Source organism: Advenella sp. RU8 (assembly GCF_048381675.1).
GTDB lineage: Bacteria > Pseudomonadota > Gammaproteobacteria > Burkholderiales > Burkholderiaceae_B > Advenella.
In genome coordinates this window covers 466,347-481,736 of record NZ_JBLWIS010000002.1, presented here as the reverse complement: position 1 = coordinate 481,736, position 15,390 = coordinate 466,347, and the positions used below count along the sequence as shown (strand labels likewise).

The 15,390-nt window shown below is 47.7% G+C and carries 18 protein-coding genes; 17 read left to right on the top strand and 1 reads right to left on the bottom strand.

Annotated features, from left to right (window positions below; all coding sequences use genetic code 11):
* The first annotated feature begins 25 nt into the window (after positions 1 to 25).
* The 17 genes from rimM (at position 26) to ACM5Q9_RS04700 (ending at position 13,739) form a co-directional block, all read left to right on the top strand.
* Positions 26 to 619: a ribosome maturation factor RimM gene (rimM, locus tag ACM5Q9_RS04780; protein WP_418143585.1), complete on the top strand. Its 594-nt coding sequence runs from the start codon at positions 26 to 28 to the stop codon at positions 617 to 619.
* Entirely contained in the window at positions 619 to 1,383 is a 765-nt protein-coding gene (gene trmD, locus ACM5Q9_RS04775; protein WP_418143584.1) for a tRNA (guanosine(37)-N1)-methyltransferase TrmD, read from the top strand. The genes rimM and trmD overlap by 1 nt, the downstream gene beginning before the upstream one ends.
* A 42-nt stretch (positions 1,384 to 1,425) precedes the next feature.
* Positions 1,426 to 2,406: an LLM class flavin-dependent oxidoreductase gene (locus tag ACM5Q9_RS04770; protein WP_418143583.1), complete on the top strand. Its 981-nt coding sequence runs from the start codon at positions 1,426 to 1,428 to the stop codon at positions 2,404 to 2,406.
* Between the two features lie 223 nt (positions 2,407 to 2,629).
* Positions 2,630 to 3,121 carry a low molecular weight protein-tyrosine-phosphatase gene (locus tag ACM5Q9_RS04765; RefSeq protein WP_418143582.1) on the top strand — a complete coding sequence of 164 codons (492 nt, stop codon included), beginning with the start codon at positions 2,630 to 2,632 and terminating at the stop codon, positions 3,119 to 3,121.
* A 139-nt stretch (positions 3,122 to 3,260) separates the two neighbouring features.
* Positions 3,261 to 3,764, top strand: a complete 504-nt coding sequence (locus tag ACM5Q9_RS04760) for a Fe-S cluster assembly transcription factor (RefSeq protein WP_418143581.1) — start codon at positions 3,261 to 3,263, stop codon at positions 3,762 to 3,764.
* Positions 3,765 to 3,782: 18 nt separating this feature from the next.
* Positions 3,783 to 4,994, top strand: coding sequence for an IscS subfamily cysteine desulfurase (locus ACM5Q9_RS04755; protein WP_418143580.1), 1,212 nt, complete (start codon positions 3,783 to 3,785; stop codon positions 4,992 to 4,994).
* A gap of 20 nt (positions 4,995 to 5,014) precedes the next feature.
* The gene (iscU, locus tag ACM5Q9_RS04750; RefSeq protein ID WP_418143579.1) at positions 5,015 to 5,398 is read left to right on the top strand and encodes a Fe-S cluster assembly scaffold IscU; all 384 of its coding nucleotides are present in this window, start codon (positions 5,015 to 5,017) and stop codon (positions 5,396 to 5,398) included.
* 2 nt (positions 5,399 to 5,400) lie between these two features.
* Positions 5,401 to 5,724 carry an iron-sulfur cluster assembly protein IscA gene (gene iscA, locus ACM5Q9_RS04745; protein ID WP_418143578.1) on the top strand — a complete coding sequence of 108 codons (324 nt, stop codon included), beginning with the start codon at positions 5,401 to 5,403 and terminating at the stop codon, positions 5,722 to 5,724.
* 11 nt (positions 5,725 to 5,735) lie between these two features.
* A complete protein-coding gene (gene hscB, locus ACM5Q9_RS04740) occupies positions 5,736 to 6,236 on the top strand; it encodes a Fe-S protein assembly co-chaperone HscB (RefSeq protein ID WP_418143577.1) in 501 nt (166 codons plus the stop codon).
* Positions 6,237 to 6,265: 29 nt separating this feature from the next.
* A complete protein-coding gene (gene hscA / locus ACM5Q9_RS04735) occupies positions 6,266 to 8,128 on the top strand; it encodes a Fe-S protein assembly chaperone HscA (protein WP_418143576.1) in 1,863 nt (620 codons plus the stop codon).
* A gap of 11 nt (positions 8,129 to 8,139) precedes the next feature.
* A complete protein-coding gene (fdx, locus tag ACM5Q9_RS04730; RefSeq protein ID WP_418143575.1) occupies positions 8,140 to 8,481 on the top strand; it encodes an ISC system 2Fe-2S type ferredoxin in 342 nt (113 codons plus the stop codon).
* Positions 8,482 to 8,508: 27 nt separating this feature from the next.
* On the top strand, positions 8,509 to 9,360 hold the full coding sequence (locus ACM5Q9_RS04725; RefSeq protein WP_418143574.1) for a peptidoglycan DD-metalloendopeptidase family protein: 852 nt from the start codon (positions 8,509 to 8,511) through the stop codon (positions 9,358 to 9,360).
* Between the two features lie 271 nt (positions 9,361 to 9,631).
* Positions 9,632 to 10,534, top strand: coding sequence for a siderophore ABC transporter substrate-binding protein (locus ACM5Q9_RS04720; protein WP_418143573.1), 903 nt, complete (start codon positions 9,632 to 9,634; stop codon positions 10,532 to 10,534).
* A gap of 17 nt (positions 10,535 to 10,551) precedes the next feature.
* Positions 10,552 to 11,505 (top strand): ABC transporter permease, encoded by a 954-nt coding sequence (locus ACM5Q9_RS04715; protein ID WP_418143572.1) that lies wholly within the window; start codon positions 10,552 to 10,554, stop codon positions 11,503 to 11,505.
* A complete protein-coding gene (locus ACM5Q9_RS04710; protein WP_418143571.1) occupies positions 11,495 to 12,439 on the top strand; it encodes an iron chelate uptake ABC transporter family permease subunit in 945 nt (314 codons plus the stop codon). Before ACM5Q9_RS04715 ends, ACM5Q9_RS04710 begins: the two co-directional genes overlap by 11 nt.
* Positions 12,436 to 13,194, top strand: coding sequence for an ABC transporter ATP-binding protein (locus ACM5Q9_RS04705; RefSeq protein WP_418143570.1), 759 nt, complete (start codon positions 12,436 to 12,438; stop codon positions 13,192 to 13,194). Before ACM5Q9_RS04710 ends, ACM5Q9_RS04705 begins: the two co-directional genes overlap by 4 nt.
* Before the next feature lie 77 nt (positions 13,195 to 13,271).
* Positions 13,272 to 13,739 carry a YaiI/YqxD family protein gene (locus ACM5Q9_RS04700; RefSeq protein ID WP_418143641.1) on the top strand — a complete coding sequence of 156 codons (468 nt, stop codon included), beginning with the start codon at positions 13,272 to 13,274 and terminating at the stop codon, positions 13,737 to 13,739.
* A gap of 120 nt (positions 13,740 to 13,859) precedes the next feature.
* Here ACM5Q9_RS04700 and lysS read toward each other — a convergent pair whose 3' ends face one another.
* Complete coding sequence (gene lysS, locus ACM5Q9_RS04695) at positions 13,860 to 15,383, bottom strand: lysine--tRNA ligase (protein WP_418143569.1); 1,524 nt, start codon at positions 15,381 to 15,383, stop codon at positions 13,860 to 13,862.
* Between the last annotated feature and the right edge of the window lie 7 nt (positions 15,384 to 15,390).

Below are 15,390 nucleotides of genomic sequence, written 5' to 3'. Positions count from 1 at the left end.
TTGAATAAATGGGTGGTGTGGATTAATGGCAACTCCAGAAGATCTTGTTGAACTTGGCCGTATTGTATCGGCTTATGGTGTGCGCGGTATGATTAAGGTTCAGCCGCATTCTGCCCAAGAAAGCATTCTGCTGAATGTCAATGAATGGTGGTTGGCCCGTCTTTCGCGCTCAGGTGTGCAACAGGAGCCGCATCGCTTGGTCAGGGTTTCCCGTGTTCGCGAGCATGCCGGTTCTATTGTTGCCCAACTGGAGGGGTGTGATGACAGGGATCAGGCTGAGGCTCTTAAAGGAACATCCGTCTTCGTGTCGCGTGCTGGTTTTCCCAGTGCCTCCGATGATGAATTTTATTGGGTTGACTTGATTGGCTGCTCTGTTTTCAGTACAGCTGATTCTTCAGGTCCGGTTTTATTGGGCCTGGTCCGGGAGGTTTCTGACAATGGAGCGCATGCTGTTCTCCATATTGACCGGCAGGGGCTTGATGAGCAAGGGAAGGTGGCTTTCCTGACAGATGACAAAGGCAGGGTTAAGGAAATCCTGGTGCCGTTTGTTCAGGCGCATGTCCCTTTTGTAGACATCCAGCAAAAAAGGATCGAAACAGACTGGCCGGCAGACTTCTGATGCGAATAGACGTTATTACCCTGTTCCCTGAAATCTTTTCCGTGGTCCGGGACCTGGGGGTAACGGGAAGGGCGCACCGGCAAGCTATCTGGCAGCTTAAAACCTGGAATCCCCGTGTGTATACTTCGGATCTTCATCAAACGGTTGATGATCGTCCCTATGGTGGTGGGCCTGGTATGGTCATGATGGCAGAGCCCTTAAGGATGGCGGTGCAAGATATACAAAAGGACCGTCAAAAGGAAAATGCATCACCGGCAAAAGTTGTCTTGTTAAGTCCGGTCGGCAGGCCATTCAACCAGCAAAAAGCGCAAGAGTTGGCAAATTCCGGAGGAGTGACTTTTGTTTGCGGGCGCTATGAAGGTATAGACCAGCGCTTTATAGATCACTACGTTGATGAGGAAATTTCGCTGGGCGATTTTGTTTTGTCAGGCGGAGAAATTGCCGCCCTGGCAATGATAGATGCAGCGGTTCGTTTGCTGCCGTCTGTGCTCAATGATGCGGCATCAGCCTTGCAGGATTCATTTCATGAGTCTTTGTCCGGCCTGCTTGATAGTCCGCATTATACACGTCCCGAGGTGTTCGAAGGGGGGGCGGTACCCGAAGTCCTGTTATCCGGGCATCATAAAAATATTGCTACCTGGCGTCGCCAGATGTCACTGAAGCTAACCTGGGAACGTAGGCCTGAGCTCATTGCGCAGGCAAGAAGCCTTGGCTTGTTAAGCCCTGTGGATGAAAAGTTTTTAAAGACGCTATCAGATAAATAGTGTAAGTTATTGCTTGGCTCATTTTGAAAAATAGGTATTGACTTGGTTCCCTTTTCTATTCTGGATTTGTCGCCTGTAAACGAAAATGAAACGGTAGGCGATGCGCTTGGTAATTCATTGTTGTTGGCAAAAAAAGCGGAAGAATGCGGTTTCACGCGTTTCTGGCTGGCTGAACATCATAATATCCCAGGCATTGCTAGTTCCGCTACGGCGGTGGCAATTGGCTATATAGCAGCAGGAACAAGCCGGATTCGCGTGGGGTCTGGTGGGGTTATGTTGCCTAATCATTCGCCACTTATTATTGCCGAGCAGTTTGGTACTTTGGCTTCTTTGTATCCGGACCGCATAGATTTGGGCCTGGGCAGGGCGCCCGGCACCGACATGAATACGGCAAGGGCCTTGCGACGGGATTTGCGAACCAGTGCGGAAAATTTTCCGCAGGATGTGCAGGAATTGCAGTTTTATTTCCGCCAGCCGGAACAGGGGCAGCAAATTGTGGCGGTGCCTGCGGCGGGGGTTAAGGTGCCTGTCTGGCTGTTGGGCTCCAGTTTGTATAGCGCACAATTGGCGGCATATCTTGGGCTTCCTTTTTCTTTTGCGTCTCATTTTGCACCGGCTGATTTGATGAATGCCTTATCAGTTTATCGTTCGTCTTTCAGGCCATCGGTTTGCCTTGAGAAACCCTACGCTAGTGCCTGTGTTAATGTGGTGGTTGCCGAAACCGATGAGTTGGCCAGGTATCACTATACTTCTCATCAGATGGCATCGGTGCAGCTTCTCAGGAATACTCCCGGAAAACTTCAGCCACCGGTGGATAATCTTGATGATCATGTTTCACCGGCCGAACGTGCCAGTGTCGATTACAAGCTCAAGTATTCCATGGTAGGTAGTCCCGAAACCGTTGCGTGTGAAATTACGCGGTTTGTCGAGATGACGGGAGTGGATGAGCTGGTGGTCACTTCGCGCGTTTATGATGTATCTGCAAGACTTAAATCTGTGGAATTGGTAAGTTCTGCCTTTTGATGTGGCATTATTTTTGCTGTCATTAAATATTGTTTAATTTTGTCAAATATCTATTTTCACTTGATTTTAAAGTGTGTATGATTTAAATGATTTAGTACTAAAACACGGCGTTCTTTTAACTTGTTGTTTTTCAAGGCAAAAAAAATTTTTAAGTGTGTTCATTTTTTAATCATGCTTAAAAAATGCTTGCCATTACTGGGGTTTTCCCTCAAACTATAGGGCTATGGTTACTAAAGTACTTTTCGTCTGTATGGGCAATATCTGTCGCTCGCCGAGTGCCGCGGGGGTGTTGCGTCGTCTCGTCCAGGAGGCAGGCCTGCAAAACTCAATTCAGGTTGATTCGGCAGGTACTCAAAACTACCATATTGGTGATGCGCCCGATGGCCGGGCTCAACTGGCAGCCCGTAAACGTGGCTATGATATTTCACAGCACCGTGCCCGCCAGGTTACTCCAGAAGATTTTACAGAATATGATCTTATTCTTGCAATGGACTGGGATAACCTTTCTTATATGCAGCAAATTTGTCCCAAGCCTTTACGGCATAAGTTAATGCTGTTAATGCGCTTTGCCAATGATTATGAAGAAGCAACCGTACCTGATCCCTATTATGGTGGCTTGGATGGTTTTTTCAAAATGCTTGATTACCTGGAAGATGCCTGTCAGGGCGTATTCGAAATAGTTAGCAAACGCGTCAAGCAATATCAGGCTGCCTAATCTCCCTCATGCCTAAACTTTGCATAAATATGACAATATTCGTGCAAAGTTCCTTGTATCAATAATAAATCCTAGTAAATTAGTCGGCTATTTGTTATACTTGAGTAAATTACTCGGCTATTGTGGCAAGGAATTTATTATGCGATTAACTACGAAAGGTCGATTTGCTGTCACGGCAATGATTGATCTGGCTTTACGCCAGAACAGCGGCCCCATAACTTTATCAACAGTCAGCGAAAGACAGAATATTTCTCTTTCTTATCTCGAACAGCTGTTCGGGAAGTTGCGTCGTCACGAGTTGGTGGAAAGTATTCGTGGACCGGGCGGTGGCTATATTCTAGCTCGCTTCGCAAGAGAAATTACAATCGCCGATATTATTTTTGCTGTGGATGAGCCCTTGGATGCTACCAGTTGTGGCAGCAAGTCCGAGTGTGCATCCGGTAAAGATGGAAATCCATCGGGAAAATGCATGACGCACGATCTTTGGACTAACCTGAATCGCAAAATGGTTGATTACCTGGATTCGGTAACGCTTCAGGATTTGGTAGATCAGCAACGCATGCGTCAATTGAACCAGGTTCCGCAAACAAGCAGTGTCCTGATGCAAAGAAAAACCGATACCTTATCTTCCGTCATCGTATAAATTTTGGAGTTTGATGTTATGGCTAAGCGCCCGATTTATTTAGATTATTCCGCTACGACACCGGTAGATCCGGTCGTTGTGGAAAAAATGGTTCCCTGGTTATATGAACATTTCGGCAATCCGGCTTCCCGTAGCCATGCGTTCGGCTGGGAAGCGGAAGAGGCCGTTGAGAATGCCCGTAAACAGGTGGCTGAACTGGTTAATGCCGACTCAAGGGAAATCATCTGGACATCGGGTGCCACCGAATCAAATAACCTGGCCATTAAAGGTGCAGCACATTTTTATGCTGAACGTGGCAAGCACATTATCACGGTCAAGACCGAACATAAGGCTGTGCTCGATACTACCCGTGAACTGGAGCGCCAGGGCTTTGAAGTTACCTATCTTGACGTGCAGGAAAATGGACTGATTGATCTGGATGTCCTGAAAGCAGCCATTCGTCCCGATACCATCCTGATTTCCGTGATGTTTGTGAATAATGAAATCGGTGTTGTGCAGGATATTGCTTCAATTGGTGAATTGTGCCGTGAAAAAGGAATTGTTTTTCACGTTGATGCCGCACAGGCAACCGGTAAGGTAGATATCGACCTGCAAACCCTCAAGGTTGACCTGATGTCCTTTTCGGCACACAAGACCTATGGCCCGAAAGGTATTGGCGCCTTGTATATCCGCCGCAAACCACGTATCCGCATCGAGGCACAAATGCATGGTGGCGGTCATGAGCGGGGTTTCCGTTCTGGTACCCTGGCGACCCACCAGATTGTTGGCATGGGAGAGGCTTTCCATTTGGCAAAACTGCACATGCAGGCAGAAAACGAACGTATTCGCGCATTGCGTGACCGTTTGTGGAATGGCTTGTCAGAGATTGAAGAAGTTTACCTGAACGGTGACATGGATCAGCGGGTTCCTCACAACCTGAACGTCAGCTTCAACTATGTAGAAGGCGAGTCCCTGATCATGGCTATCAAGGAACTGGCGGTCTCCAGCGGATCTGCCTGTACTTCTGCCAGTCTGGAGCCTTCTTATGTATTGCGTGCGCTGGGCAGGAACGATGAGCTGGCCCATAGTTCAATCCGTTTTACGATTGGCCGCTTTACCACCGAAGAAGAAGTTGATTTCGCTGTTGATTTGATCAAATCACGTGTTGGCAAATTGCGTGACATGTCTCCCTTGTGGGAAATGGCCAAAGATGGCATTGATCTTGATTCGGTTCAATGGGCCGCGCACTAATTTAAAGCAGGAGTATTATCATGGCTTACAGTAACAAAGTATTAGACCACTATGAAAATCCGCGTAATGTGGGTTCTTTTGATAAGAACGATGAGGCGGTTGGTACCGGTATGGTGGGTGCACCTGCCTGTGGTGATGTAATGAAACTGCAAATCAGGGTTAATAAAGAAGGCGTTATTGAAGATGCTAAATTTAAAACCTATGGTTGTGGATCAGCCATTGCTTCCAGTTCTCTGGTCACCGAATGGGTCAAGGGCAAAACGCTTGATCAGGCATTGGACATCCGTAATACACAAATTGCGGAAGAATTGGCTTTGCCACCGGTAAAAATTCACTGTTCAATTCTGGCTGAGGATGCTATCAAGGCAGCCGTACAGGATTACAAGGAAAAACATTCGAGCTGATTATGGCAATTACATTAACTCAAAAAGCGGCAAATCACATTCAGGACTACCTGAATAGAAGAGGCAAGGGCGTTGGCCTGCGCCTGGGTGTAAGAACAACAGGTTGTTCAGGCATGGCATACAAGCTTGAATATGTTGATACTCCTGATGATGCAGATGTTCTGTTCGAGAGTTTTGGTGTGAAAATTTTTGTCGATCCGAAAAGCCTGGCTTATATTGACGGCACCGAACTGGACTACGCGCGTGAGGGTTTGAATGAAGGATTCAAGTTTTCAAATCCCAACGAGAAAGCCAGTTGCGGTTGTGGTGAATCATTCACGGTATAGGTAGAACTTCTTTGGATAATCATTTCAGCTTATTGAATTTGCCCAAGCGGTTTGACCTTTCCGTCGATGTCCTGGAACAGGCCTGGAAACAGGCTTCGTCCCGGGTTCACCCGGATCGTTTTGCCACCGCTTCAGCAGCCGAAAAACGGGTTGCGGTACAGTGGGCTTCCCGTATCAACGATGCCTACCAAACCCTTAAAAACCCGTTAAGCCGTGCCGCGTATATGTGTGAACTGGAAGATTTTCCCATTCAGGCAGAAAGCAACACGGCAATGAGTACCGAGTTCTTGATGACCCAGATGCAATGGCGTGAACAGCTTGATGATGTTCGCGCTGATCCGCAGCACAACGGGGTTGACGAGCTACTGCAGGAAATCAAGGCAAAACAGGCTGAGCTGTTTGATGAAATGAAAAATTTAATTGATGTACGGCAAGATTACGCGAGCGCAACCAAAAGGGTTCGCGAGTGGATGTTTGTCAATAAAATGCATCAGGAAGTTAAGGCACTTTAAACTTTAACTTATTAATTACGAAGTACAATATGGCCCTCTTACAAATTTCAGAACCAGGCGCGTCACCGGCGCCGCATCAACGCCGTTTGGCAGTTGGCATAGACTTGGGTACTACCCATTCTCTGGTTGCGTCGGTGCGTAACAGTATTGCCGAAATCCTGACCGACCAAAACGGAAAAAAGCTATTGCCTTCTGTAGTGCGCTATCTGCAGAATGGTGATGTTGAAATTGGACACGTTGCAGTCAGAAAGCAGAATTCGGACCCGTTGAATACTATTGTTTCTGTCAAGCGTCTGATGGGTCGCTCATTTGCTGAAGCCTCCGCTTACACGCTGCCTTATGAACTTATCGACGAGCCGGGTATGGTTCGTCTTGGTACGGTTCAGGGGCCAGTCAGTCCAGTCGAGGTATCGGCGCAGATTCTGGCCAAATTGCGACAGCAGGCTGAAGATGTCCTGGGTGATGAACTGGTAGGGGCTGTTATTACCGTGCCTGCTTATTTTGATGATGCCCAGCGTCAGGCCACCCGCGATGCCGCCCGTCTGGCCGGTTTGAATGTCCTGCGTCTTATCAATGAGCCAACGGCAGCCGCGATTGCTTATGGTCTGGATAATGCCGCAGAAGGAATTTATGCGGTTTATGATCTGGGCGGTGGGACATTTGATATCTCCATCCTCAAGCTAAGCAAGGGTGTCTTTGAGGTAATTGCCACTAGTGGCGATACCCAACTGGGTGGCGATGACTTTGATGAATTGATCATCAATGACATCATGAAGCATCATGATAAAAGCAATTTAAATGCAAGCGACAAACGTGCTTTGCGAACATTGGCCAAGCAGGTTCGTGAAAAACTGACCGACCATCCGCGCGCCGTATTCCAGATAGCTTTGTCTGATGGCTTGCATATAGACCAGAATTTCCCTCGCAATCATTTTGAGAATATTGCCAAAGACCTGGTAAACCGTTCTCTTGACCGGGTGAAACAGACCCTGAAAGATGCCTCGCTCGACGTATCGGAGATCAAAGGGGTCGTCATGGTGGGTGGTGCCACTCGCATGCCGTTAATTCGCGCCATGGTGGCTGATTTCTTTAAACAGGAACCTTTGGTTAACCTTAACCCCGACGAAGTGGTGGCGCTTGGTGCCGCCTTGCAGGCCAATTTGCTGGCCGGTAATCGTGGTGTTGGTGACGATTGGCTGTTGCTTGATGTCACCCCCTTGTCATTAGGCCTTGAAACCATGGGTGGCCTGGTAGAGAAAGTCATTCCGCGTAACAGCACTATTCCCGTTGCCCGCGCCCAGGAATTCACCACCTTCAAGGATGGCCAAACCGCCATGAGTGTGCATGTTGTCCAGGGTGAGCGCGAATTGGTGAATCATTGCCGGTCATTGGCCCGTTTTGAGTTGCGTGGCATTCCGCCCATGGTGGCCGGTGCCGCACGCATCCGGGTTACTTTCCAGGTAGATGCCGATGGCTTGCTCAGTGTTACTGCCCGCGAGCAAAGCACGGGTATCGAAGCGGCGGTTACGGTCAAGCCTTCCTATGGCCTGTCTGATGATGAAATCTCTTCAATGTTGCGCGATAGCGTTGAAAAGTCTGATGAAGATGCCAAGATGCGGATGCACCGCGAGCAGCAGGTTGAAGCACGGCAATTGGTGGAATCCATTGAAGCGGCCATCAAGAAAGATGGTGATTTGCTGGAAGCCGCCGAATTGCTGGAAATCCAGCAGCTTATGAAGGAAACAGTCATCTTGTCTGAGAGTGGTTCTACCGATGATATTCGTGGTGCCGTCCTGACTTTGTCACAGGCTACCGATGATTTTGCAGCCCGTCGCATGGATCGCAGCATCCGCCAGGCGCTTTCAGGTAAAACTTTAGATCAAATAGCATAATTGGAATATAAATGCCAAAGATAACCATATTGCCGCATGAGTCACTGTGTCCCGAGGGGGCTGTGATTGAAAATGCACCAGTTGGGGAATCCATCTGCCGTGTCTTGTTGGACAATCATGTCGAAATTGAACATGCCTGTGAATTATCATGTGCCTGTACTACTTGCCACGTGGTGATCAAGGAAGGTTTTTCTTCTCTTGAAGATGCTTCTGATGATGAAGAGGATTTGCTGGACAGGGCATGGGGATTGAAATCCACTTCCCGTTTGTCTTGCCAGGCTAAAATTGCCGATAAGGACCTGGTCATCGAGATCCCGAAATATACCATTAACCACGCTAAAGAAAATCACTAAATACAGCAAGGAAGCCGTGTGAAAAGCATGAAATCAACAATTGGAATAATTGGGGGGGTCATGCTTTTTTTCATGTCTGGCCTTGCTTTTGCCAACAGTTATGTCAAGGACAAACTGCATAAACCTGTTCCTGGCGGCGTGGCCGTGGTTAGTCTTGGCGAACATAGCCAGGCGCCAAAGGTCAGCTATTTGAACAAGCCGGTCATGGTGGTTTCGAATGGTAATACATCCGAGTATTTGGCGATAGTTGGTATTCCACTTAAAAGCAAAACGGGTGTTGCGCAGCTTCAGGTCAAAACGCCAACCGGTGCTCAAAAGGTGGCTTTTCAGATTCAGCCAAAAAAGTATAAAGAGCAGCACATCAAGCTGAAGTCAAATAAATATGTCACGCCTTCCGAAGAGCATCTGGACCGCATCAAGCGGGAGTTGGCGGCACAAACCAATGCCTACGCCAACTTCAGGCATGCAACGCCCAGCAATATTGTTCTTGATCGTCCGGTAGAGGGAGGTCGCTATTCAAGTCCCTTTGGCCTGCGTCGTTTTTTTAACGGGCAAGAGCGTAATCCTCATTCCGGACTGGACATCGCCGTACCAAGCGGTACACCGGTGAAAGCGCCTGCGGATGGGGTGGTGACGATTGTTGATGATTATTATTTCAATGGTAAAACGGTTTTTATCGACCATGGGCAGGGCATGGTCACCATGTATTGTCACTTGTCAGCCATTGATGTTAAAAAAGGACAAACCATTAAAAGAGGCGAGCAGCTCGGAAAGGTGGGCACAACAGGCCGCTCTACCGGTCCACATTTGCATTGGAACGTGAGTCTTAATGATAGCCGGGTAGACCCGGCCATTTTCTTGGGGGCTTTTCAGCCGTAAGTGTTGTTTCAGCCAGGCCTGAAATAAGCTAGGTCATTTTCCCTGAAAGATTGTAATGAACTCATTAAAGATGAAACATTATTCATTTTTTGCTTGTCACTTATTGCAAAAAATAAGATAATAATGAGAATAATTCGCATTTATTTATGCGTTGATAATGTCTCACAGCATATGGTTTCACTGCAAGCCTGTTGCCGATTTTCTTGTTGCGCCTTGGTCTGATAAAGAAATCTTATGTGTTGTGATTAAGATTTTTTTCATCGGTGAACACATGAAATCGTTTTTTCTTAAATCTTTTGTCTGTCTGGCAAGCGCCGCTTTTTCATTTGCGCATGCCGCTGAAGTGGAAACTACCCGTGGTGCTGTTAAGGTTCCTGAACAGGTTCAGTCGCTGGCTGTCTACGATATTGCTGCGCTGGATAGCTTGAAGGCTTTGGGTATACAGCCCAAAGGCGTCATCAAGGATGTCTATGTGGATTACCTTGCCGATATGTCTGAAAAAGCAGATGTACATATTGGCACTGTCAAAGATCCAGACCTTGAAGCTTTGAATGCTATGAGGCCAGATCTGATTGTGATTGGTGGCCGCATGGCCCCCAATTATGACGTACTTTCCAAAGTGGGCCCAACGGTGGACATGACCCTGAATGGCAAGGAAGCTTTTAAACAAGGTTTTGATCGTATCGTTACCTACGGAAAAATCTTCAACAAAGAAGATGAGGCGGCAACATTAATTGCCAATCTTGAAAATGCCCTGAAGCAGACGCAGGAAGCGGTCAAAGGCAAGGGTAAGGCCTTGATGATTATGGTTAATGGTCCAAAAATCGCCTCGTTTGGTGCCGAGTCCCGGTTTGGTTATTTGTTTAACGAGATTGGGATTGAACCGGCTGATTTAAACAAGAATGATGCAACGCATGGTCAGCCTGTTTCTTTTGAATTTATTCAAAAACTCAACCCGGACTGGATTATTGTCATGGATCGCACCTCTGCCATTAATGCCAAAGGTGAGAATGCCAAAGTGGTGCTGGACAATCCCTTGCTGAAAAACACAACCGCTTTTAGCAAGAACCAGGTCATTTATCTGGATGCTTCTTCATATCTTGCTTCTGGCGGTTATCATCAGCTTATGGCTGAACTCGAGTTGTTGACCAAAGCCTTCACGGCTAGCAAATAAACTCCTGAATCTTCAGCATGAAATTAAAAATTCTTGTACTGGCCACTATTTTATTTCTGGTGGTGGCCAGTTTGTTTGTTGGCGTCAGTGATGTTAGCCTGGGATCATTATTCAATGATCCGCAGGCATTAAACGTTTTTCTCACCAGCCGTTTTCCCCGTACCCTGGCTATTATCCTTACCGGGGCATCCATGTCCATTGCCGGTCTGATCATGCAAATGATCATGAAAAACCGCTTTGTTGAGCCGTCTATGGTGGGGACCACGCAAAGTGCAACACTGGGGCTTATTGCCGTTACTTTACTGTATCCCGGTGCTTCGCTGATGTTTAAAATGCTGGTTTCCTGTATCACGGCCCTGATCGGTTTATATGGATTCATGCTGATAGCCCGTCGTTTGCCGCCTACTGCGTACTTGATGATACCGTTGCTGGGTATCATTTATGGCGGTGTGATTGGGGCGGTGGCTACATTCATTGCCTTCGAAATGGATATGATGCAGTTCCTGGCCGCCTGGATCAACGGTGACTTTTCCAGTGTACTGGCAGGGCGTTATGAGCTGCTGTGGCTGACCGGTATCCTGGGTGTGATTGCCTATCTATTTGCCAACCAATTTACGATTGCAGGCCTTGGTAAGGAAATGAGCACCAATCTGGGTTTGGATTATGGCACCATTGTTACTATTGGTTTGGGTATTGTGGCCATTATTACAGCCATTGTGGTCGTCACGGTAGGTGCGATTCCGTTTATTGGCCTGGTGGTTCCCAACATTATCAGCCGCCTGATGGGCGATAATCTGCGCGTTACCTTGCCATGGATAGCCATTTTGGGGGCAGGTCTTGTTCTGGCCTGCGATTTAATCGGGCGACTGGCCAATTACCCGTATGAAATTCCGGTAGGCACCATTATTGGTATTGTGGGCACACTGGTTTTCCTTTATCTGCTATTTGTAAAGCCCGCTCATGTACGCTAAAAAACTAATCATAATGTCATGTGGCCTGCTTGTATCCATGGCCTTGTTCATGACGGTTAACAGTTCAGGCAACTGGGATTTTGTGCTGCCTTTTCGTGGCGGCAAACTGCTTGCCTTGTTGCTGGTTGCTTATGCCATTTCCATTTCCACGGTATTGTTCCAGACACTCACGGCGAATCGGATATTAACGCCTTACATAATGGGATTTGATTCCCTGTATTTATTAATTCAAAGTGCGCTGGTGCTGCTGCTCGGCGGGCTTGGCTACGCTATGCTCGACCCTTCGTTTAAATTCTCGATTGAAATTGGCATCATGCTGATTGCCTCCCTGCTGATATTTTCTTCATTGCTTTTTAGCAATACGGGAGATTTATATCGCATGATTCTGGTTGGTGTCATTTTAGGGGTGTTGTTTCGCAGCCTGGCCAGTTTTATCCAGCGGATTATTGATCCCGATGATTTTGCCGTGGTGCAAAATGCCAGCTTTGCCCAATTCAACGTGGTGAACACCTCATTGCTGCAGATCAGTCTGGTGCTTATTGTGGGAGTCAGTATTGTGATCTGGCGCTTGCGACACATTCTGGATGTCATGGCATTGGGCCGGGAGCATGCCATTAATCTGGGTATTTCTTACCGTCGCTGCAATATGCTTGTTTTATTCCTGATTGCCATTCTGGTGTCGGTATCCACCGCCCTGGTAGGCCCGGTGAGTTTTTTCGGTTTGCTGGTATCGGGTATTACCTATGTGTTAATGAAAACGCACCGTCATGCAATATTAATACCGGCTGCTTTCCTGGTGGGTGCTTTGTGTCTGGTGTCAGGACAAATGCTGTTTGAGCATGTGTTGGGCATGAAAGCCGTGCTGAGCGTGGTGGTTGAGTTTCTGGGCGGGATTGTATTTCTGGTATTCCTCTTGAAGAGAAAGGCATTATGATTGTATTGGACCAGGTCAGTTATCAGGTGGGCCGTTTACCTATTCTGAAAAACATATGTGCAACGATTGAAAAAGGGGGTATTACCGCTTTGGTTGGTCCTAACGGAGCAGGCAAATCAACCTTGCTATCGCTGATGGCGCGCTTGACCCCCCTGAAAGCAGGCCGTATCAGTTTTGACGGGATAGACTTGTCTAAAACACCCAATGCTGAGATTGCCAAAAAATTGGCTATTATGCGGCAGGACAATAGTATCACCAGCCGCATTACCGTGCGGGAACTGTTAATGTTTGGACGATTTCCTTACCATAAAGGCAACCCGGGTCTGGAGGATCATGAAATTGTGGAACAAACCCTGACGCAGTTCAATCTTGCAGAACTGGCGTCACGGTTTGTGGCGGATTTATCGGGCGGGCAACGGCAACGTGCTTTGGTGGCGATGGTTTTTTGCCAGTCGACCGATTACCTGCTACTGGATGAGCCCTTGAATAATCTGGATATGTTCCATGCCCGTCATTTAATGGGTTTGTTGCGTCAGATTGCCGATGAGTACAAGCGCACGATTATTATCGTATTGCATGACATTAACTATGCCTCGGCCTATGCGGACAACATTATGGGCATGAAAAATGGTGAATTGGTACTGCACGGAAAGCCAAATGATGTTATAACACCTGAAAACTTGCAACGCCTGTTTGGCGTGAATGCCGAGATTGTACCGGTTCAGAATCATAAGCTGGTTATGCATTACGTATAAGGGTAGCGCAAACCTGATGTGGAAAACTGCTCCAATCGTTTTTTAAATTCAATAATAGTGGAAAAATATAATAAATGATGAAAATCTGGGTGGATGCTGATGCCTGTCCCGTTGTTATCAAACAAATTCTGTTCCGGGCAGCCAAGCGCTGGGAAATCCATACAACCCTGGTGGCGAATCAGATGTTAATGGTACCGCCTTCTGTTTTTATTCAGGCCCGACAGGTGCCCAGAGGATTTGATGTGGCAGATGCCTATATTGTTGCACAGGCACAGGCAGGTGACTTGGTGATCACGGCCGATATCCCGTTGGCTGCCGAAGTCATTGATAAAAAAGCAACCGCCTTGAATCCGCGCGGTGAGCTGTATTCACCAGAAAATATTCGGGAAAGACTGGCCATTCGCGACATGATGGAAGAGTTGCGTAGCAGTGGCATTGAAACCGGTGGCCCTAAAGCGTTTAACCAGGCTGACCAGAAAGCATTTGCCAATCAGCTGGATAAACTGCTGGCCCGTTATGTTGCACAGAAAAAGGCCAAAGCATGACACCGGGATTTATTTGTTTAATACGTCAATAAATATTTCATGCATAAAAATGCCTGCATTAAATAAATAATGCAGGCAATTTGATTGTAAACAGCGCTTAAGTGCTGTTTACAATAACCATCAGCCTTCTTTACGCAAATGCGGGAAGAGCAAAACGTCGCGAATGCTGGGGCTATCGGTTAGCAGCATGACAAGGCGGTCTATGCCAATGCCACAACCACCGGCCGGAGGCATGCCGTATTCCAGTGCACGGATATAGTCGGCATCATAGAACATGGCTTCTTCGTCACCGGCGTCTTTGGCTTCTACCTGGGCATGGAAGCGGGCTGCCTGGTCTTCAGGATCATTCAGTTCCGAGAAACCATTGGCAATTTCACGGCCGGTAATGAACAGTTCAAAGCGTTCGGTAATGCCGGGAACCGTATCTGAAGCACGTGCCAGCGGAGAAACTTCGACTGGATAGTCAATAATGAATGTAGGGTTCCACAACTTGGCTTCGGCGGTTTCTTCAAACAGGGCTAGTTGCAGGGCGCCAATACCTGCGCGGGACATTACCGCATCATAGGCATCCACACCGAATTTCTTCAGTTCGTTACGTAAAAATTCTTCATTGCCCAATTGTTCTTCGGTGTATTCGGGCGCATATTTGGTAATGGCCTGAACAATTGTTAGACGGTCAAAGGGTTTGCTTAGGTCAAGCTCACGGCCCTGGTGGGTAAGCACGGCACTGCCGGTTGCCTGAATGGCAACATCACGCAGCAGTGTTTCGGTAAAGTTCATCAGCCACTGGTAATTGGTGTAAGCAGCGTAGAACTCCATCATGGTGAATTCAGGATTGTGGCGCGGGCTGACCCCTTCGTTGCGGAAGTTGCGGTTAATCTCAAAAACCCGTTCAAACCCACCTACGACCAGACGCTTAAGGTAAAGCTCGGGGGCAATGCGCAAGTACATTTCCATGTCCAGTGCATTGTGATGGGTCACAAACGGTTTGGCTGAGGCGCCGCCTGGAATGGGGTGCAACATGGGGGTTTCAACTTCAAGGAAGTCGGCATCAAGCATGTATGAGCGAATGGCGTTGATGGCCTTGCTGCGTGTTTTAAAAGTGTTGCGCGTTTCTTCAGTCATGATCAGGTCAACATAGCGCTGGCGGTAGCGTAATTCCTGATCGGCAATGCCGTGGAATTTATCGGGTAGGGGGCGCAAAGATTTGGCCAGCAGGCGAATATTATCCGCATGAATGGAAAGCTCGCCTTTGTTGGTTTTGAATACACGGCCTTCAACAGCGATAATGTCACCAATATCCCATTGCTTGAACTGGTTATAGGTTTCTTCACCGATCGAGTTTTTATCCAGGTAAATCTGGATGCGTCCGCTGCTGTCCTGGATGGTTGCAAAGCTGGCTTTGCCCATGACGCGTTTTAGCATCATGCGACCGGCTACTTTGGCAGGCACTTTTTGCGGGTCCAGGGTTTCTTTGTCGAGGGCGTCAAACTGTTCGTGCAGTTTCAAGGCTTTGTGTTCAGGTTCAAAATCGTTGGGAAAGGCAATGCCTTCTTCACGGATTTTGTCCAGCTTGGCACGACGTTCGGCAATCAGGTGGTTTTCGTCTTGTTCGGGAGCGGTAGGGTTATGTTGTTCTGTCATGGTTATG

What these genes read in the sequence shown, in the direction of transcription:
- ACM5Q9_RS04710 (WP_418143571.1), top strand. Translation starts at nt 11,495, where the DNA reads ATGTACGCTAAAAAACTAATCATAATGTCATGTGGCCTGCTTGTATCC.
- ACM5Q9_RS04720 (WP_418143573.1), top strand. Translation starts at nt 9,632, where the DNA reads ATGAAATCGTTTTTTCTTAAATCTTTTGTCTGTCTGGCAAGCGCCGCT.
- iscU (WP_418143579.1), top strand. Translation starts at nt 5,015, where the DNA reads ATGGCTTACAGTAACAAAGTATTAGACCACTATGAAAATCCGCGTAAT.
- ACM5Q9_RS04725 (WP_418143574.1), top strand. Translation starts at nt 8,509, where the DNA reads ATGAAATCAACAATTGGAATAATTGGGGGGGTCATGCTTTTTTTCATG.
- ACM5Q9_RS04705 (WP_418143570.1), top strand. Translation starts at nt 12,436, where the DNA reads ATGATTGTATTGGACCAGGTCAGTTATCAGGTGGGCCGTTTACCTATT.
- trmD (WP_418143584.1), top strand. Translation starts at nt 619, where the DNA reads ATGCGAATAGACGTTATTACCCTGTTCCCTGAAATCTTTTCCGTGGTC.
- ACM5Q9_RS04755 (WP_418143580.1), top strand. Translation starts at nt 3,783, where the DNA reads ATGGCTAAGCGCCCGATTTATTTAGATTATTCCGCTACGACACCGGTA.
- ACM5Q9_RS04760 (WP_418143581.1), top strand. Translation starts at nt 3,261, where the DNA reads ATGCGATTAACTACGAAAGGTCGATTTGCTGTCACGGCAATGATTGAT.
- ACM5Q9_RS04715 (WP_418143572.1), top strand. Translation starts at nt 10,552, where the DNA reads ATGAAATTAAAAATTCTTGTACTGGCCACTATTTTATTTCTGGTGGTG.
- ACM5Q9_RS04765 (WP_418143582.1), top strand. Translation starts at nt 2,630, where the DNA reads ATGGTTACTAAAGTACTTTTCGTCTGTATGGGCAATATCTGTCGCTCG.
- hscA (WP_418143576.1), top strand. Translation starts at nt 6,266, where the DNA reads ATGGCCCTCTTACAAATTTCAGAACCAGGCGCGTCACCGGCGCCGCAT.
- ACM5Q9_RS04700 (WP_418143641.1), top strand. Translation starts at nt 13,272, where the DNA reads ATGAAAATCTGGGTGGATGCTGATGCCTGTCCCGTTGTTATCAAACAA.
- lysS (WP_418143569.1), bottom strand. Translation starts at nt 15,383, where the DNA reads ATGACAGAACAACATAACCCTACCGCTCCCGAACAAGACGAAAACCAC.
- fdx (WP_418143575.1), top strand. Translation starts at nt 8,140, where the DNA reads ATGCCAAAGATAACCATATTGCCGCATGAGTCACTGTGTCCCGAGGGG.
- rimM (WP_418143585.1), top strand. Translation starts at nt 26, where the DNA reads ATGGCAACTCCAGAAGATCTTGTTGAACTTGGCCGTATTGTATCGGCT.
- iscA (WP_418143578.1), top strand. Translation starts at nt 5,401, where the DNA reads ATGGCAATTACATTAACTCAAAAAGCGGCAAATCACATTCAGGACTAC.